Raw genomic sequence first — 19,314 nt, forward strand, 5'->3', positions numbered from 1 at the left:
TAGCGTATGTCATTAGTGTTTGAGTCTAGCGTGTAGTTCTTGAACTGACGCCACTTTATTGCGGTCATCAGCAGACTTAGCACGGATAGTTGCGAACGCTGCGTTCATTGTCGTGGTGTAGGTTACCTTGTTTAGCAAGGCTTCACGACGAATGTACACTGAGTCGGTGATGGCTTGACGACCTTCTGTTGTATTAATCAAATACGCGTATTCGCCATTTTTGATTGCATCAACAATATTAGGGCGGCCTTCAGACATCTTATTAACCACAGTACTCATTATGCCTGCATCATAAAGCTCGGTAGCCGTACCGCGGGTAGCTTCAATGCTGAAGCCCGCTTCGACTAACGCTTTTGCCAGTGCGATCATACGAGGCTTGTCGTTATCACGTACTGAAATTAACGCTTTACCTTGCTTAGGTAGTGGCGCACCCGCACCTAAGTTAGCTTTAGCATAGGCTTCTTCGAAGGTATCGCCAACGCCCATTACTTCACCCGTTGAGCGCATCTCTGGGCCTAGCAGTGGGTCAACACCTTGGAACTTAGCAAATGGAAGCACCACTTCTTTCACAGAGTAGAAAGGTGGAATCACTTCCTCTGTTACGCCCTGCTCGGCTAGGCTCACGCCAGCCATTACACGTGCTGCAACTTTAGCAAGAGGTACACCCGTTGCCTTAGAAACGAATGGAACGGTACGTGCTGCACGAGGGTTAACCTCGATTAGGTATACTTCACCATCTTTAATCGCAAACTGTGTGTTCATCAGACCGACTACGCCAAGTTCAAGCGCCATGGCTTTAACTTGTTCGCGCATGACATCTTGAATCTCTTTTGAAAGCGAGTGTGGAGGTAATGAACACGCAGAGTCACCGGAGTGAACACCCGCTTGTTCAATGTGTTCCATGATGCCGCCAATCACTACGTCTTTGCCGTCGCAAATAGCATCGATATCAACTTCAATAGCATCATCCAAGAAACGGTCTAGCAATACTGGCGCGTCGTTGGACACTTTAACCGCTTCATTAAGGTAACGCTTAAGATCTTTGAGGTCATACACGATTTCCATCGCACGACCACCTAGCACGTAGCTTGGACGAACCACTAGCGGGAAGCCAATCTCTTCAGCCATAGTTAGCGCTTGCTCAACGTTAGTTACCGTGGCATTCGCAGGCTGCTTGAGGTTAAGCTTGTTCACCATTTGCTGGAAGCGCTCACGGTCTTCGGCACGGTCAATCGCTTCTGGTGAGGTACCGATAACCGGTACACCCGCCGCCTCTAGTGCACGCGCAAGTTTAAGTGGCGTTTGACCACCATACTGCACGATAACGCCTTTAGGCTGCTCTTTAGCAACGATTTCAAGTACATCTTCCAACGTTACTGGCTCGAAGTACAGACGGTCTGATGTGTCGTAATCGGTAGATACTGTCTCAGGGTTACAGTTAACCATAATGGTCTCGTAACCGTCTTCACGCATTGAAAGCGCCGCGTGAACACAGCAGTAGTCGAACTCAATACCTTGACCAATTCGGTTTGGACCGCCGCCCAAAACCATGATCTTGTCTTTGTCAGTTGGCGCTGCTTCACACTCTTCGTCATACGTTGAGTACATGTAAGCTGTACTGGTAGAGAATTCTGCTGCACAAGTATCTACACGCTTGTAGACAGGAGAAATACCAAAGTCACGGCGGGTTTCACGAATATCGCTTTCTGCCACTTTGGTTAGCTCAGCAAGACGCGCATCAGAGAAGCCTTTACGCTTAAGTGCGCGCATAAAGTCAGCATCAATACCTGGTAAACCAAGCTCTGCTACTTTAGCTTCAAGAAGAATAAGATCTTCAAGCTGTACAAGGTACCAGCGGTCGATATTGGTAAGGTTAAATACCTCTTCAACCGTCATGCCCATACGGAATGCATCACCGATGTACCAAATGCGCTCTGCACCAGGCTGACGAAGTTCATAAACCACTTTATTGCGTGATTCAGGGTCTTCAAGGTCAACCATTGGGTTAAGGCCTGTCGCACCTACTTCAAGACCGCGAAGGGCTTTTTGCAGTGATTCTTGCTGGTTACGGCCAATGGCCATCACTTCACCTACCGACTTCATTTGAGTAGTCAGTCGGTCGTTAGCACCGGCAAACTTCTCAAAGTTAAAGCGTGGGATCTTAGTCACTACGTAGTCGATAGACGGCTCGAAAGATGCTGGCGTTAGGCCACCTGTAATGTCGTTTGCTAATTCATCTAGCGTATAACCTACCGCAAGTTTCGCTGCTACTTTCGCAATTGGGAAACCTGTTGCTTTCGAAGCAAGTGCTGATGAACGCGATACGCGAGGATTCATTTCGATGATTACTACACGACCAGTTTTCGGATCTACACCGAACTGTACGTTTGAACCACCGGTTTCAACACCAATCTCGCGCAGTACAGCCATCGCTGCATTACGCATTAGCTGGAATTCTTTGTCAGTCAGGGTTTGTGCTGGAGCAACTGTGATTGAGTCGCCGGTATGCACGCCCATAGGGTCGAAGTTTTCGATAGTACATACAATAATGCAATTATCTGCTTTATCGCGTACTACTTCCATTTCGTACTCTTTCCAACCTAGCAACGATTCATCGATAAGCAGCTCGTTGGTAGGAGAAAGGTCTAAGCCACGGTGACAAATTTCATTAAATTCATCAATGTTGTACGCGATACCGCCGCCGGTTCCACCCATGGTGAAAGACGGACGAATGATACAAGGGAAGCCGATGCGGCTTAGTACATCGTGCGCTTCATCCATGCTGTGCGCGATTTCCGCACGTGGACATTCAAGGCCGATGTTTTTCATTGCTTTGTCAAAGCGCTCGCGGTTTTCTGCTTTATCGATTGCATCTGCCGTTGCACCGATGAGCTCACAACCGAACTCTTCAAGTACGCCGTGCTTGTCTAGCTCTAGCGCACAGTTAAGCGCAGTTTGTCCACCCATTGTAGGTAAGATGGCATCTGGACGTTCTTTTTCAATGATCTTGCGAACTACTTCCCAGTGAATAGGCTCGATATAAGTCGCATCTGCCATTTCTGGGTCGGTCATAATGGTTGCTGGGTTAGAGTTAACCAAAATAACACGGTAGCCTTCTTCTCGAAGGGCTTTACACGCTTGCGCGCCTGAATAATCGAATTCACAAGCCTGGCCGATAACAATAGGGCCAGCACCAATGATAAGAATACTTTGTATGTCGGTACGTTTTGGCATAGCGGGCTAATTCCTACTGCTTGTGTTGTTCAATAAGTTCGATGAAGTGGTCGAATAACGGTGCCGCTTCATGAGGACCTGGGCTGGCTTCAGGGTGACCCTGGAAGCTGAACGCAGGTTTGTCGGTGCGGTGAATACCCTGCAGCGACTTGTCGAACAACGAAATGTGAGTTACTTCTAGGTTATCTGGCAAGCTAGACTCATCAACTGCAAAACCGTGGTTTTGGCTAGTGATCATAACTACATTGCGCTTAAGGTCTTTAACCGGGTGGTTTGCACCGTGGTGACCAAACTTCATCTTCACTGTCTTCGCACCACTTGCGATAGCAAGTAGCTGGTGACCAAGACAAATACCAAATACAGGCGTACCGGTTTCGACGATAGTTTTGATTGCGGTTACTGCGTAGTCACATGGCTCTGGGTCGCCTGGGCCATTTGACAAAAATACACCATCAGGATTCATGGCTAGTACGTCTTCAGCAGGCGTTTGCGCTGGTACTAACGTAACTTTACAACCGCGGTCAGCTAGCATGCGAAGAATATTATTTTTAACACCGTAGTCAAAAGCAACAACGTGATATTTGAACTCGCTTGGTGTTACATAACCTTTACCAAGTTCCCAACTGCCTTCTGTCCATGTTTTTGGCTCAGTAATACTTACTACCTTTGCCAAATCCATGCCTTTAAGGCCAGGGAAAGCTTTTGCTTGCGCTAGTGCGCTAGACTCGTCTAATTCATCAGAGCAAATAATGCAGCCGTTTTGTGCACCTTTGTCTCGCAAGATACGCGTTAAGCGACGTGTATCAATGTCGGCAATACCCACAACGCCTTTCGCTTTAAGGTATTCAGACAAAGTTTGCTGTTGACGAAAGTTACTAGCAACAAGAGGTAGGTCACGGATGATTAGACCTTTCGACCAGATTTTATCTGCTTCGACGTCTTCTTCGTTAGTGCCGGTGTTGCCAATGTGTGGATAAGTAAGGGTGATGAGTTGTTCAGCGTAGGATGGGTCGGTGAGAATTTCTTGATAGCCGGTCATGGAAGTATTAAAAACGACTTCCCCAACGGCGGAGCCTGTAGCGCCTATCGCCGTACCTTTAAAAACAGAACCATCCTCTAACACCAAAAGGGCAGAATTAGCCAAGTCAACCTCCAGATTAAGGAAAACTATGTGTTTGTGCAGTTTTCTGCACAAACCCCACAAAAAACGGGAGTTATTGATAACAATACATCCCGTTTTACGATCTTTGCAGCTAATAAAACCGCACTCTTCAGCCATTTTGGCGGCCTCAGAATACGAAATTCTGGCAAATTCCGGCGAGTATACATCACTGACCGAAAATGGCAAATTTATTTGTAATAATTTACTAAAATACCGCTTATACCACCATTTTTGCGCAGAACCACCGAAAGTACGGCTTATTGCTCATTTAAAGTGCAACTTTAGTTTAACACTTTGATAACGCCCTCAAGCTCGCCTGCTAATTTAGCTACAGCATGCTGGCATAAAAACGCCTATAGCTTTAAATCAAGTACATCAACCATGGAGTATAGACCAGGTTCTTTTCCATACAACCACTTCGCTGCATGCACTGCGCCTTTTGCAAAAGTAAGTCGACTTGATGCCTTGTGCGTAATCTCTAGGCGCTCACCAATATCTGCAAATAAGGCTGTGTGTTCACCGACGATGTCTCCGGCTCGAATTGTTGCGAAGCCAATAGTACCTTGGTCGCGTTCAGGCTCTTTTCCTTCTCTGCCGTATACAGCGCAGGTTTTTAAATCACGGCCCAATTCGTCAGCAATGGCTTCACCAATGGCCATGGCTGTACCAGAAGGCGCGTCTTGTTTAAATCTGTGATGTGCTTCTGTTATTTCGATGTCAGCCGTTTCACCCAGCACACTTGCAGCTTGTCGAACTAGGGAAAGCATTAAATTTACGCCCACACTGTAATTAGCCGCAAATACGATAGGTATATGCTTTGCTGCTTCGTCGAGTGCCGCTAACTGTGAATCGTTTAATCCAGTAGTTCCAATAACAACAGGCATTTTATTTTTAACGCACCACGTAAGATTACTTTCAATAACCGAAGGCAGGGTGAAATCGATCATTACATCTGCATCATTACCACTTAAATCTGATAGCGCAGTACAATCAACGTCTTTTTTGCCAATGCCCGCAAGTTCGCCCACATTTAGTCCAACCCAAGGTGAATCATCGCGTACCGTTGCCACGCTAAGTTGTGCATCGTCACTTAAATCTAGCGCTTCAACTAAAACCCGTCCCATACGCCCGTTGGCGCCAAATAATCCTACTTTCATTTTTTCGTTTTACACTTTTATAAACCTTCAACTGTGAGGCATTTTGCCAAATGCCGTCACTATTGCAATGTGAGATTCATATTAAATAGGCATAACAAGGAATCGGTAAGATTTAACTACTACCAATCTGCATAGTTCTTTGCCAAAACTTCAAGCTCGGATGTAAAAAAATTCAGTACACGATGCTTAGGACATGTTGAGCTTTACTGCGCATTTTTGATGCAAAGATCAACATGTCCTAATTGCAACACTAAGACAAACAGAGGTTTTCTGCCGTTGGGCCTACTTGTTTTATAGAGTAAGTTAAGCGACGCTATGGCAATTAACAGATGACCGAGTACTTATTCGTCACCGCTGAACGGCAAGTGTGGATAAGTCAGAATACAACCCAACTAAATTTACTATGCAAAAAACTCTTATATGGGATATTCCCACCCGGCTTTTTCACTGGCTTATTGTAGCGAGCCTTTTAGCGCAATATGCAACAGTTGAATGGCTTGAAAACAAAGTGCAATGGCACTTTTACATTGGGTACTTCACCTTATTCCTTATCGTTTTCCGCATAATCTGGGGATTTGTTGGTACGCAACACGCGAAGTTCAGTAGCTTTATTACTGGTCCCAGAAAGGTTTTCAATTATATAAAAACCTTATTTAATAGGCAGTCCGAACCCGCTATTGGCCACAACCCTTTAGGCGGATGGTTTGTCGTCGTTATGCTAGTGTTGCTTGCCATACAAGCGGTATCGGGATTGTTCATGACCGATGATATTTTCTTAGACGGTCCCTATCGCCAGTTAGCCGGAGAAGAAACACTAGCGCTAATGAACACTCTGCATCACCTTGCCTTTGATGTGTTACTTTACGTTATCGCACTTCATATAGGCGCGGTAATATTTTACAGCGTGTATAAGAAGCAAAAATTGGTTCCTGCCATGGTGCATGGCAATAAGGAGTCAGCGACAGCAGGTATAACTGACTCGCGAATTCTACGTGCTTTTGTTGTGGCGCTCATCGCCGCAGCAGCTGTATATGTGGCTATTGAAGTATATCCGCCAGCTCCACAGGCAGATGAATATTACTACTAGCTAAACAGCGGTGGGCTTGTTGACCAAGCCCTTCTCTCGCATGAGCGTCTCAATCTCACTTACGCTTGACGGATCATCGATGGTTGAGGGTACGGCAACAGATTCATTGGCTGCAATTTGACGCAGCAGTTTTCGGAGTATTTTACCTGACCGGGTTTTGGGTAAACGATTGACGACGATGGCTCGCTTAAAGCACGCCACTGGCCCGATTTTATCGCGAACCCGTTGAACCAAATCTTGTTCAAGTTCCTGTTCATCAACGGTAACGCCGTCTTTTAGCAGTACCAATCCAACTGGCAATTGCCCTTTTAACGCATCATGGATACCTATTACACTACATTCAGCAATGGCAGGATGTCCTGCAAGCACTTCTTCCATTTCACCAGTAGATAACCGGTGCCCGGCAACGTTTATGACATCGTCGGTGCGACCCATAATAAATACGTAGCCATCTTCATCTACGTACCCGTTATCTCCGGTGCTGTAATACCCTTCAAATTCTCGTAAATAGCCATCAACAAACCGTTGATGGTCTTGCCAAATGGTTGTCAAACAACCTGGGGGAAGCGGTAACTTGATAGCAATAGCGCCTTTTTCACCGGTTATTTGCTGTTCATCAGCACCTTTCAATACCGTTACGTTAAATCCAGGTGTAGGCACGCTTGATGAACCGGGTTTCGTGGCCAATGGTTCAAGCCCCATCGGGTTTGAACAAATCGGCCAGCCAGTTTCGGTTTGCCACCAATGGTCGATAACGGGAACACCAACCTTCTCGCTCGCCCAGAAATATGTTGGCGGATCTAGACGTTCACCCGCCATAAATAAGGTACGCAAGCTCGACGTATTGTATTTAGATAAAAACTCAGCATCAGGGTCCGCTTTTCGTATCGCTCTAAATGCTGTTGGAGCTGCAAAAAGTACATTCACTTTGTGAGACTCTATCATACGCCAAAATGCACCGGCATCAGGAGTGCCAATGGGCTTTCCTTCGTACAGTACCGTCGTTGCGCCTTTTATGAGCGGGCCATAGACAATATATGAATGACCGACCACCCAACCAACATCCGATGCAGCCCAAAAAATATCGTCCTCACTAATACCGTAAATCGCGCCCATTGAATAATGAAGAGCAGCCGCGTGCCCTCCATTATCTCGAACAACACCCTTAGGTTTACCGGTTGTACCTGAAGTATAAAGAACATAAAGCGGGTCAGTTGCATCGACGGGAACAGGAGAAGCTGGCACGCTAGCTTCAACCAGAGAGAGCCAATCGTGGTCAGTTGCTTCATTTAACTCAGCAATTAGCTGAGCGCGTTGAAACAACACGCATGCCTGTGGTTTGTGCTCTGCTAATGATATTGCTTCATCAACAAGAGGTTTGTACGGTAGAACTTTATTGCCTTCAATGCCACATGACGCAGTAACGATAACTATCGGTTTTGCGTCATCTATTCGTACTGCAAGCTCATTTGCGGCAAAGCCACCAAACACCACAGAGTGCACAGCTCCCAAACGAGCGCAAGCAAGCATCGCGATCACTGCTTGCGGGATCATGGGCATGTAGATAATCACGCGCTCGCCTTTCGTCACACCCAAGCGGGATAAGCCGCCTGCGAACTCGGCAACACGGTTTAAAAGCTCTTTGTAAGTAAAGTGCTGAGTAGTTTGTGTAACAGGTGAGTCATAAATAAGCGCGGTTTTATCGCCACGACCATTTTTTACGTGATGATCAAGCGCTAAATAGCTGGTGTTAAGCTGCCCTCCCCTAAACCAGTCGAAGTAACCATTATCTGTAGATTGGCATCCTTTTTGAGGAGATTGAAACCACGCTAGCTTTTGTGCTTGTTCTAACCAAAACTCATCGGGGTGCTGGGTCGAGGCAATATATTCATCTTTATAAGTCATAACCATGTCCTGAGTAGGGTTTATCTTCACCCTACGATAGTTACATGACATCTACTAATAAGACTTCAGGCGTAGATCGACTAACAAATTGATTTACATGAATTTAAACTTTATCTCTCCATTTAATAACAAGAGGTATCGAAGCGGTTGTTTCAACGCATACTTGAATAAGCCCTCGACTGCGTAAGGTTAACTACCTTCTTTATATTGCTTCTCACTAATTTTACTTTTCCAATCATCTACACTCATGGGTTTATCTAAGTAATATCCCTGAAATGCTCCGCAACCACATGCCTTAGCTTGATCTAATTGACCCGTTGTCTCTATTCCCTCAGCTACGGTATTTATGTGTAACGCTTTGGCCATGTTGCAAATACTTGTAACTAATAATGTTTTTTGCTGCGAGCCTTCCATCGCTTCGACAAATACCCTGTCTACTTTCAGTTCGGTAATTGGCAAATCTTGAAGATAATTTAAATTTGAGTCACCAAGACCAAAATCGTCGATAGACAAACTAAACCCTTGTTCCGCTAATTCTCTAACGCGACGTTGAATAACGCTCACTCCTCTTATCAATGCACCTTCAGTGAGCTCTAGAGTTAAATTTTTGTGTGACACGCGCCACTTATTTACTATTGCGACAAACTTACTCACAAAATCAGCTCGCGCTAAGTGCTTTGCACTGATATTGACAGACAACTTAGTGTTAATTTTCTTTGACTGGCATTCACTAAGTAACCCGCAGGCTTCGCTACACACCCACAGCCCGAGTTCAGCAATAAAATCATTCTCTTCGGCAATAGGAATGAATTCAGAAGGGCTTACTGTACCCATATGAGGATGCTTCCACCTTAACAACACCTCTGAGCTTATAACGTTCTGCGTTGCATCGTATTGAGGTTGAAGCTCAATATATAACTCGTTGTTAGAAATAGCCCTGCTCAGAGAGTGTTTAATGTAATTGTACCGCTCGATATCACTTGCATTAACATGAAAATACTCGTGCTCCGACTTAAAAGTAGAAGTATTTTTTACCTCTCTTAAAGGTTTTCTCGACAATAGTTCTTTTATCTTTTTAAACGAAAAATGCTTCGTTGGAACCGTGCAACTTATGGTTTGCGTTTCAATATTTAAGAGGCTGTTGTGCAGGGTTATTGGCGCTAGCACGTGATCGTGAATAAGAATAGCGCAATCGTGTGCAGCATTTAGAGACTGTGCTTCTTCACTAAAATATTGATGAAGATGAATATAAAAAGCACCTCTCTCACATTTGAATATACTGGCTGAATTGCGCTTGTTAATTTCGAATATGCGAATGAAGCGACTGGCCAAAATTCTCAGAATATAGTCTATCGTTGGCTCCCCAAACGCATTTTCGTATTCTTTTATGTTACAGATGGCAACGCGCATAAACGTGGCAAATGGTTTAGATGACTTGTCGTCATGAGCTTTATCACCAAGGTATCGCTCAAATTGGTGTAAGTTCGGAAGACCTGTCACCGTATCGGTTAAAGCGAGTTGTTTGTAATGCTCAATTTCGTGGTTTTGATTAGTGATATCGCGCACTGAGGCGATAATTAATTGTTGATTATGTACAGAGCATTTCGACAAATTAACTTCACAGGCAATACGTTTACCATTTTTATGGCGAAGACATTCGTTTACCGAGCCATTTTCGCTACACCATGCTAAACCCGCTGGTATGTTTATGAAACAAGAAGGCGCATCGGTATTTTGCACCTTGGTTGATATTAATTTTATATCTTGCCCAATCAGCTCTTCGGGCTCAAAGCCTAATACAGAATAAACGCGTTCATTTGCAGTTAGAATAGTGCCATGTTCATCTATGCTTAACACCACGCTATCCACATTATTCAATAAACTGGTCAGATAATCTGTGTAGTTATGTTGTGAATCCGATAGACGCTGTATTTCCGTTTCATCCTGCACTGCGCCATAAAGCCGGGTTAATTTAATTCCGCTAGCATTTCCTCGCTGAACCTGTAAGAACACGGTTAGTTTTATACTTTTTCTGCGACCTTGCTTGTCGTGAAATTCAAAGTGCTTTACGAACTCTCTATCTTCTTTAAGCGCTTTAAAAACGCGCTGCTTTAAGTCTCTTCTATCACTCGAGGTAAGCATATCGAGCACTTCATTAAGGCCGACGCTTTTTACACGAGGTAAGCCTAATAAGGCTTTCATCACCTCAGTCAGAGAAAGTACGCCTGTGAATCTGTCAATCTCCCACGCGCCCACTTTAGAAATTGAACTCACCTCTTCTAACAAGGCAAGCTGTTCGGATAACTTGTCTGAATAGGGATGACGCGCCAGCTCATATTGGTAACTAAGCTCTACTTTTTGGCGCGTAATATCTATCAATGTATGTTGTAGAGGGCTCAATACACTGTGGCGTACAAAAGTGAGAACAACACCCATTACTTCATTTTGCATATCTCGCACGGTAGCAACTACTACATAGCTATCAGCATAATGTTCGAGTGAAGGGGGAAAGATAAAATCTTTGCAAGGTATTGGAGCGCTCAAAGGTGTAAGCGGGAGCATGAGCAATACATGTGAAGGAAAAACAACGCTCTCGGCTTCTAATGATAGGTGGTTTACGTCGCAAGATAATACCGTTGCTCTTCCATTGCTAGGGTTTACCGAGGCAAGTAATATACACAGAGCCTCTGTTTTCGTTCGACTTTCATTGAGCAACACAGAAATGTTTTGCTGTGTTGTGCGCATGGTTGACAACATGCGTTCACTGCGTAAATCCATCTAAGCAAACCTTTTGATATCTCTTCGAATTCAGCACAAACGATAGCAGCACGACAATAAAAGGATGAAAAGTTGTGTCGTGGTTTTAAGCGCTTTACAAGTTTTGCTGTTTCAGTTGTCTACGAGCTGTTTTATATTTTTTAAAAGCAGGACCTGCGAAGATTGGGTACCTAAACGCGTACCTTCAGTCGAAGAAAATTATCGCCAAGCCTGAGTGTTTAACATAGCCAAGAATTGTACAAATTTCCAGCAAAAACCCGTTGAAACGTTTCGAACCCGTGGAAAGTTCTTATTATTACGAATTAACTATTTGAAATCCGGGATAGTACTTGCGAGCTCTTTTATCTGAACAGGATCTAACACTACTGAGCTTAGCGCACTAGAAACAGTTTGCGTGGGAAGGGCTGTATTTTTGCTAAAAAATTCACGGTCACGCAGCTTGAATTTACGCGTTATTGTCGGATACAAGTAATTTTCTGTCAGCCAAAGGACTGCCGCTACTTCTGGACCCGCCGCCATAAGACCCGCAGCGAAAAAGCCTACGCCAATAGCGACCCTCGCGACTGCAGATTCCGATTGCTTTTCACCAAACAACGATGACAACTGCTTCGAATAGGCACGAGCCTCAGCAGTTAAACACTCTTCTGTGCCTTGCCCGGAAAAATAGTCATCTTGAGCTTGACGGTACGCTCTCAACTGTTTGCCGACATCGCTAAACGGAGATACTAATTCCGCCCATTTTGGCCCGCTATTCATTGATATATTTTGTGGTACACGCAATCCGGGTATTGAAACGTGCTGCATTTGTAACTCTTGATCTACTTTGGATAAATCAGCAAACGCTGAGCTAAACCGTGTTTCGACCAAAATTTGCTGTTTCGACAAAGATGGCTGGCTACCCAAGCAAACACCGAAATTATAGTGATACGCCTCACAGGCCAGGTGCATCATAGCTAGACGTCCTTGATGGTTATCAGCTAAGCACTCAGTGACCGCAGACTCCCAACGGGTTCGGGTAGCCTCTTTGTCGTATCGATTTGATTTTTCATACAAATCAAACACTCGTCGCCACTGGTCATGACTGACACTGTCAATTGATAAGTCTTCTGGTGTGCGTTCAGCCAACCGCATGATCATTTGATCAAAGCCATGACTGATGTGTTTTTCTGGCCAAGGTATAAAATTATCCGTTTCTTCTAACAGTGGCTGCCACTTACGTAATTCTCGCTTCAAACTTGGCCATTCGGCAGAATTTTTCAAAACGTTGAAACTGGCAACACCTTGATCCGCCATTTTCTCTGGTAAGGAGACTAAATCGGCGTTCCGCGATAAGATCCTGACAAAACCTTGCTCGATTAATGACGTAAGCGGAGAACAACTGGGGTTTAGAATAGCTTGCCTTGCCGCACTATTATTAAGCAAATACCCATCATTGATAAGTATCTTCTCTCCTAATATAGCCTTCCTCACTAGCAATTGATTAAAGTAGTTTATATCTGCGTCGAATTGCCAAGGAAAACGCTCTACAACATCGTCCAGTGTACCTACATACGTTAGCGAGGGTCGCATCTTATCTCCATATTAAAAACCTGTTGTTAATATACCACAGCGTATGGGTCTTAACGATGTACTCTCGTAGACACGTTCTACAAGGCTATAATGAAGTCAATTTCTGAGGTGGCTAAGTGAGTGGCAATGTCTGATGCCTATTACTTACAAAGCCCTAGACGAAAAAGTACACTGCTATTTGAGGAAGGTTGCGAGTCTGCGCTTCAGCCCCACTCTCAATTTATCTATATGATTTAATTATAAAATACTAATTAACACATCGAAGTATTGACCGAGGTTTTGGGTCAGTAAAATGCAATAGACACATTCTTACTGACCTGATACTAGAGCGCTTTCACGTGTTGAACAACAAGCTGGGGCTAGTCCTTCTTATAGTCGTCATGGCATGATTTACAGCTTGCACCAATTTTACCGATTGCACCTCTATACGCGCTTTCATCACCCGCTTTAACAGCTGCTTGAAGCCCTTGTGCTGCCGTTTTAAGTGCCATCACTTTCTTTTCTACATCTGAGAAATTTTCCCAAATTTCATCTTTTGCGCCAGTTTCAACGTCATACTTACGAGTATCAACTGATAAATAATCGTCCATCATGTCAGCAAGTTGCTCTAGACGTACGGCATTTGTTTCCATAACACTTTCGTCAAAAGGTAAAGCACCTTTTGCCATGCCACCTAAAGGTCCCATGTTACTGCGTACTAACTGAAAAACGGCCTGGCGATATTGTGTTGCAGCTCCCGCGTGTTTTTCTGACGTTGCTTCTGTCACGTCAGCAGCTAATACCGAGCCTGATAAGATTGCGCCTGCCGTGGCAGCGCTCAGTAGCAATTTACTTGAAAATTTCATGCCTGTTCCCTTGTTAGGTAAATATTATTCATTGGTCTCAAACGGGCTTTTAAGCCTTGTAATCAACAAGCTAAAAGTCCCGATACTTGGGTTATCGTGACGAATAGTCGGATGATGCGCAAGATTTTTAGCGGTAAAAGTAAGTAAAGAAAAGACTAACTCCCCCTTTCCTTCTTAAAGTGAGCACTTTCTATTACAAATACCAATCTGCATGGATAATTGGCCACTCATAAGAGCGCGTTTAAATGCCTTTCAAAAATAAAAAAGCCCTCAACTGAGGGCTTTCAAATGAAGTATGTACTACTAAGCAATTAGTTCGTTAAATCGTCAAAGAACTTTTTAACGCCGTCAAAGAAGCCTTGCGCTTTCGGGCTGTGCTTACTTGACGCTTTACCCATCGACTCTTCAAGCTCTTGAAGTAGTTCTTTTTGGCGAGATGATAAGTTTACTGGTGTTTCGACCACAACCTTACACATTAAATCGCCCATGGCACCACTTCGCACTGATTTAACACCTTTACCACGTAGACGGAACATTCGGCCAGTCTGCGTTTCAGGGCTGATTTTCAGTTTTACTTTGCCATCTAGCGTTGGCACTTCTAGCTCGCCGCCAAGGGCTGCCGTAGTGAAGCTTAACGGTACTTCACAGTACAAGTTGTTGCCATCGCGCTTAAAGATATCGTGCTCACGTACGTGGACCTGAACGTATAAATCACCTGGAGGTGCACCGTTCTCTCCAGCTTCACCTTCGCCTGATAGACGAATACGATCACCGGTATCTACGCCAGCTGGAATTTTAACGTTAAGGGTCTTAGTCTTTTCTTTACGACCGTGGCCATGACAGCTGTTACAAGGATCTTCAATGATCTTGCCTTTGCCCGAACACGTAGGGCAAGTCTGCTGAACAGCAAAGAAACCTTGGCGCATTTGAACTTGGCCATTGCCGTGACAGGTTGGACAGGTCTTAGGTGAAGAGCCTTTCTTCGCACCAGAACCATCACAGACTTCACACTCGACCAAAGTTGGTACGCGAATATCTACGCTCTTGCCACGAACCGCTTCTTCAAGCGTTAGCTCTAAGTTGTAGCGGAGGTCTGAACCTTGACGTGCGCGAGATTGACGACCTCCTCGGCCACCGCCGAAGATATCACCAAATACATCACCAAAAATATCGCCGAAATCGGCACCACCACCGAAGCCACCGCCACCACGGTTAGGATCTACTCCCGCGTGGCCATATTGGTCGTATGCTGCACGTTTCTGCGAATCTGACAGAATTTCGTAGGCTTCCTGGATTTCTTTAAATTTATCTTCCAGGCCTTTATCGCCTTGCGTACGGTCAGGGTGATATTTCATCGCCAGCTTCTTATACGCCTTTTTAATTTCGCGTTCGCCTGCGCTTTTATCTACCCCGAGTACTTCGTAGTAGTCTCGTTTCGACATATCGTTTACATATCCTACTTTTTGTCGATAAGCATTTTATGCTCATCGAATCTACATCTGACTGTTGTGAAAATAACCTGAATATAAATTCAATAACGCCAAGTCATTTACACAACAAAGGCGCAACAAGAAATTCCTGCTGCGCCTGAACTGCTTACACGGCCCGCTAACATGCTAAGTAACGGGCCTGACACAACAGTTTACTTCTTGTCGTCGTCTTTCACTTCTTCGAATTCAGCGTCAACAACGTCATCGTCTGCTTTACCAGAAGAAGCTTGCTGCTCTGCACCTTCTGCGCCACCGGCTGCAGCTTGCTGAGCTTGCGCCGCTTCCATTAGCTTGCTAGATGCTTGGATAAGCTCTTGCGTTTTCGCTTCGATGTCCGCTTTGTCTTCGCCTTTAACTGCAGTTTCAAGTGCTGAAAGTGCTTCTTCGATTGGCGCTTTGTCTTCTGCACTTAGTGCATCGCCAACTTCTTCAAGCTGTTTACGTGTGGCGTGAACCATACCGTCAGCTTGGTTACGCGCTTGAATCAGCTCTTCAAACTTCTTATCAGACTCTTTATTCGCTTCCGCGTCAGCTACCATTTTTTCTACTTCTTCATCGCTTAGGCCTGAAGAGGCTTTGATAGTGATCTTCTGCTCTTTACCTGTGTCTTTGTCTTTCGCAGACACGTGTAGGATACCGTCAGCATCAAGATCGAATGTTACTTCGATTTGCGGTACACCGCGTGCTGCTGGACGAATACCTTCTAGGTTGAACTGACCAAGAGACTTGTTGCCACTTGATTGCTTACGCTCACCCTGTAGTACGTGTACTGTTACTGCAGACTGGTTGTCTTCAGCAGTCGAGAACGTTTGCGACTTCTTCGTTGGAATTGTAGTGTTCTTCTCGATAAGCACAGTCATCACGCCACCCATAGTCTCGATACCTAGAGACAGAGGTGTAACGTCTAGAAGTAGTACGTCTTTAACGTCACCTGAAAGTACGCCACCTTGAATTGCTGCGCCTACTGCAACTGCTTCGTCAGGGTTTACGTCTTTACGTGGCTCTTTGCCAAAGAATTCAGTCACGTACTTCTGTACTAGCGGCATACGAGTTTGACCACCAACTAGGATGATGTCGTTAATGTCGCCTACAGAAAGATCTGAATCAGCTAGTGCCTTCTTAAGCGGCTCAAGTGAATTCTTAACTAGGTCTTCAACCAAAGACTCAAGTTTTGCACGAGTAAGCTTAATAGCTAAGTGCTTAGGACCTGTTGCATCAGCAGTGATGTATGGCAGGTTAACTTCAGTCTGTTGAGAAGAAGAAAGCTCAATTTTTGCTTTTTCACCCGCTTCTTTAAGACGCTGCATAGCAAGCGGATCTTTACGAAGGTCGATGCCTTGGTCTTTCTTAAACTCTTCAACTAGGTAGTTGATAACACGGTTATCGAAGTCTTCACCACCAAGGTGAGTATCACCATTAGTTGCTAGTACTTCAAACGTGTGTTCGCCGTCTACTTCATCGATTTCGATGATAGAGATATCGAACGTACCGCCACCTAAGTCGTATACTGCAACAACGTTGTCGCCTTGCTTTTTGTCCATGCCGTAGGCAAGAGCAGCAGCAGTTGGCTCGTTGATAATACGCTTAACTTCAAGACCAGCGATGCGACCCGCGTCTTTAGTTGCTTGACGCTGAGAATCGTTGAAGTAAGCAGGAACAGTGATAACTGCGCCAGTAACTTCTTCACCAAGATAATCTTCAGCTGTCTTTTTCATTTTCTTAAGTACTTCAGCAGAAATCTGCGGAGGCGCCATTTTCTCGCCTTTCGCTTCTACCCACGCATCACCATTATCAGCACCTACAATTTTGAAAGGCATGATGTCGATGTCACGCTGTACTTCTTTATCTTGAAAGCGACGACCAATTAGACGCTTAATTGCGAATAATGTGTTAGTCGGGTTAGTTACCGCCTGACGCTTTGCAGACTGACCAACTAATGTTTCCCCATCGTTTGTGTAAGCGATGATTGAAGGGGTTGTACGATCGCCTTCCGCGTTTTCAATTACGCGAGGTTTGTCGCCGTCTAGAACTGCGACACATGAATTCGTTGTACCTAAATCGATACCAATGATTCTACCCATTTCGTGTCTCCGAAAAAGTTTCTTAATTCTGTACTTTTAGTGGGGTTATTCCCCAGCCTTTTCAATAGATGTCAGTAAAAAAACTGACATTTTTGTGTGTTTATCGCAAAAAGCGTGACTTACGCTTGCGTGTCCACACCACCACTTGGCGCACGCGATACCATAACCATGGCAGGGCGTAACAAGCGGCCGTTAATTTGATAACCTTTCTGCATAACCGCCATCACCGTATTTGGCTCGTGGTCTGCACTTTCTTGCATAGACATTGCCTGATGCAAGTCAGGGTTGAAGGCTTCGCCCTGCGGATCAATAAGGCTTAATCCAAATTTCTCAATAGTGCTTAAGAAAGTTTTGTGGGTCATTTCCACACCTTCTAAAAGCGGCTTAACCGCTTCATTGTCGCCATCGGTCATTTCGATAGCACGCTCTAGGTTATCGATAACCGGAAGCAACTCGCCAGCAAAGCGTTCAAGGGCAAATTTACGCGCCTTTTCTACTTCACCTTCAGCACGACGACGTGCGTTGTCAGCATCTGCACGCGCGCGAAGCACGCCATCTTGCTGCTCTTTGATTGTGGCTTGCGCCTCAGAAAGTGCCGTTTCTAGCTCGTAAATGCGTTGTGCATTTTCATCAAGCTCTACGCCTTCTGCTTGTGACGCTTCTACTTGCGCTTCTTCAGCATTTTGTACAGTTTGATCAACTGTATTTTCTTGTTCTGCCTGCACGTCGCGATTATCGCTCATGCCTACCTCCAAACGTTTTTCTTAATTAGGCATTGCCCAATAACGTTAAAATTATTGGGAATAAGTCTGTTGCGCTTAGTTATGGGGCTAGATTTAAGGTGATCAAGGGTATCCACATTATTTTTGTGGGTGATTTTAAAAAAATATAAAAAAAGCCAAACTTCAATACTAAGTTTGGCTTCCTAACGCTTTAATGAGTTTTTTTAATTTAGTTACCTAGTGGTACCAACTTGCCAAAATGTTGGCGTTCGTATTGAACCACTATCTAGGATAACACACTGAGGGTCACCTCTTTTGCAACCATTCCCTTTTATCCTGCTTCCCGTTTGCCCATGGTGCTTTCTGAGTTCACTTAGCATCAACCCGTGAACATCGCCCATATTGATACTAATTCCAGTCACCGTAATAGTTTCAATGCTGCTATCGAGACCAGCAGTAGACTTAGGGTTCTCATTGTCCTGCGCTATAACTTTCTCTCCACTTAATTGTTGAAGTAGCTCTACCGAATTGGCGTATTTACCTGACGCTGGAAATGCTAATAGAGACTTCGCTTTCACTATATCCTTTTCCACAAACTCTCCATTGATATAAAGAACGGCTAATACATAGTTAGCGAGGTAGCTCATTCCTTCTTCAACTTCGGCTTCCAAAAATTCAACCGCAGTCGCTTTTTCTTCGTCGGTAGATTCATTATCAGAAAAGACGAGAACAGCATATTCCTCTGCCGTTCTATTAACGCCTTCATCTGCAGCAAATTTCATCAATCGCTTGGCTTCAGCCATATTCTTTTGTGTACCAATTCCCTGTGCAGCCATCCCCGCTGCTTGTCGGTAAGCTGGTAGGAAGCCCTGTTTGGCAGACTTATCAAAGTAATAATAGGCATTTTCTAAATCTGTCTTTACCCCAGATTCAGGATTCATAAAGATGTGGCCAAGGGAGAAGCTGGTTTGTTCATGACCTCTGGACGCCAAAGCTCGAAGTGTATTCAGCTTAGCAAGTGAACAATCTTCGTCTGCACATTCAGGTTGATTCGGAATAGCCCAAACAGATGCAGATATTATAGTTGAAATTAGTAGTGAGATTCGCAGAATACGTGTGCTTGCTGAATTTTGTTTCATTAAATTCCCTTTTTATTATTCCGGTGATTGGCTAAGACCGACTTATGTGTAAATCCTACTGCTCAAAAAGACGTCGCCTTGTATAAAAACCTATCACTTATCGTTCAAATTGCAAATAATTAACTCCGAAATATTGCTTGTGTGC

12 protein-coding genes are annotated in these 19,314 nt (G+C 44.6%); 1 reads left to right on the forward strand and 11 read right to left on the reverse strand.

Annotated features, from left to right (window positions below; genetic code table 11):
* Nucleotides 1-12 precede the first annotated feature (12 nt).
* From carB to dapB, 3 genes are all read right to left on the reverse strand, one after another.
* Nucleotides 13-3,234, reverse strand: a complete 3,222-nt coding sequence (carB, locus tag NO989_RS06220) for a carbamoyl-phosphate synthase large subunit (RefSeq protein WP_014948980.1) — start codon at nucleotides 3,232-3,234, stop codon at nucleotides 13-15.
* Nucleotides 3,235-3,247: 13 nt separating this feature from the next.
* Complete coding sequence (gene carA / locus NO989_RS06225) at nucleotides 3,248-4,378, reverse strand: glutamine-hydrolyzing carbamoyl-phosphate synthase small subunit (protein WP_014948979.1); 1,131 nt, start codon at nucleotides 4,376-4,378, stop codon at nucleotides 3,248-3,250.
* 371 nt (nucleotides 4,379-4,749) lie between these two features.
* Nucleotides 4,750-5,553, reverse strand: a complete 804-nt coding sequence (gene dapB, locus NO989_RS06230; RefSeq protein ID WP_014976121.1) for a 4-hydroxy-tetrahydrodipicolinate reductase — start codon at nucleotides 5,551-5,553, stop codon at nucleotides 4,750-4,752.
* Between the two features lie 403 nt (nucleotides 5,554-5,956).
* On the opposite strand from dapB, the gene NO989_RS06235 reads away from it, so the two are divergent.
* Nucleotides 5,957-6,640, forward strand: a complete 684-nt coding sequence (locus NO989_RS06235; protein WP_049586859.1) for a cytochrome b/b6 domain-containing protein — start codon at nucleotides 5,957-5,959, stop codon at nucleotides 6,638-6,640.
* Here the strand turns inward: NO989_RS06235 and NO989_RS06240 are convergent, their stop codons facing one another.
* The 8 genes from NO989_RS06240 to NO989_RS06275 form a co-directional block, all read right to left on the reverse strand.
* Nucleotides 6,641-8,545: a propionyl-CoA synthetase gene (locus NO989_RS06240; RefSeq protein WP_156086179.1), complete on the reverse strand. Its 1,905-nt coding sequence runs from the start codon at nucleotides 8,543-8,545 to the stop codon at nucleotides 6,641-6,643.
* A 189-nt stretch (nucleotides 8,546-8,734) separates the two neighbouring features.
* Nucleotides 8,735-11,323, reverse strand: coding sequence for an EAL domain-containing protein (locus NO989_RS06245; RefSeq protein WP_371342249.1), 2,589 nt, complete (start codon nucleotides 11,321-11,323; stop codon nucleotides 8,735-8,737).
* A 306-nt stretch (nucleotides 11,324-11,629) separates the two neighbouring features.
* Entirely contained in the window at nucleotides 11,630-12,892 is a 1,263-nt protein-coding gene (locus tag NO989_RS06250) for a hypothetical protein (protein WP_371342250.1), read from the reverse strand.
* Nucleotides 12,893-13,251: 359 nt separating this feature from the next.
* Complete coding sequence (locus NO989_RS06255) at nucleotides 13,252-13,737, reverse strand: cytochrome c (RefSeq protein ID WP_371342251.1); 486 nt, start codon at nucleotides 13,735-13,737, stop codon at nucleotides 13,252-13,254.
* Between the two features lie 311 nt (nucleotides 13,738-14,048).
* Nucleotides 14,049-15,179, reverse strand: a complete 1,131-nt coding sequence (dnaJ, locus tag NO989_RS06260) for a molecular chaperone DnaJ (protein WP_014948973.1) — start codon at nucleotides 15,177-15,179, stop codon at nucleotides 14,049-14,051.
* A gap of 200 nt (nucleotides 15,180-15,379) precedes the next feature.
* Nucleotides 15,380-17,308 (reverse strand): molecular chaperone DnaK, encoded by a 1,929-nt coding sequence (gene dnaK, locus NO989_RS06265; RefSeq protein WP_014948972.1) that lies wholly within the window; start codon nucleotides 17,306-17,308, stop codon nucleotides 15,380-15,382.
* A 119-nt stretch (nucleotides 17,309-17,427) separates the two neighbouring features.
* Complete coding sequence (grpE, locus tag NO989_RS06270) at nucleotides 17,428-18,051, reverse strand: nucleotide exchange factor GrpE (protein WP_061485368.1); 624 nt, start codon at nucleotides 18,049-18,051, stop codon at nucleotides 17,428-17,430.
* 212 nt (nucleotides 18,052-18,263) lie between these two features.
* Nucleotides 18,264-19,169, reverse strand: coding sequence for a tetratricopeptide repeat protein (locus NO989_RS06275; protein ID WP_101564003.1), 906 nt, complete (start codon nucleotides 19,167-19,169; stop codon nucleotides 18,264-18,266).
* Between the last annotated feature and the right edge of the window lie 145 nt (nucleotides 19,170-19,314).

Source organism: Alteromonas sp. DY56-G5, from assembly GCF_041414725.1.
Taxonomy (GTDB): domain Bacteria; phylum Pseudomonadota; class Gammaproteobacteria; order Enterobacterales; family Alteromonadaceae; genus Alteromonas; species Alteromonas macleodii.

What these genes read in the sequence shown, in the direction of transcription:
- carB (WP_014948980.1), bottom strand. Translation starts at nt 3,234, where the DNA reads ATGCCAAAACGTACCGACATACAAAGTATTCTTATCATTGGTGCTGGC.
- dapB (WP_014976121.1), bottom strand. Translation starts at nt 5,553, where the DNA reads ATGAAAGTAGGATTATTTGGCGCCAACGGGCGTATGGGACGGGTTTTA.
- NO989_RS06235 (WP_049586859.1), top strand. Translation starts at nt 5,957, where the DNA reads ATGCAAAAAACTCTTATATGGGATATTCCCACCCGGCTTTTTCACTGG.
- NO989_RS06240 (WP_156086179.1), bottom strand. Translation starts at nt 8,545, where the DNA reads ATGACTTATAAAGATGAATATATTGCCTCGACCCAGCACCCCGATGAG.
- NO989_RS06245 (WP_371342249.1), bottom strand. Translation starts at nt 11,323, where the DNA reads ATGGATTTACGCAGTGAACGCATGTTGTCAACCATGCGCACAACACAG.
- NO989_RS06250 (WP_371342250.1), bottom strand. Translation starts at nt 12,892, where the DNA reads ATGCGACCCTCGCTAACGTATGTAGGTACACTGGACGATGTTGTAGAG.
- NO989_RS06255 (WP_371342251.1), bottom strand. Translation starts at nt 13,737, where the DNA reads ATGAAATTTTCAAGTAAATTGCTACTGAGCGCTGCCACGGCAGGCGCA.
- dnaJ (WP_014948973.1), bottom strand. Translation starts at nt 15,179, where the DNA reads ATGTCGAAACGAGACTACTACGAAGTACTCGGGGTAGATAAAAGCGCA.
- dnaK (WP_014948972.1), bottom strand. Translation starts at nt 17,308, where the DNA reads ATGGGTAGAATCATTGGTATCGATTTAGGTACAACGAATTCATGTGTC.
- grpE (WP_061485368.1), bottom strand. Translation starts at nt 18,051, where the DNA reads ATGAGCGATAATCGCGACGTGCAGGCAGAACAAGAAAATACAGTTGAT.
- NO989_RS06275 (WP_101564003.1), bottom strand. Translation starts at nt 19,169, where the DNA reads ATGAAACAAAATTCAGCAAGCACACGTATTCTGCGAATCTCACTACTA.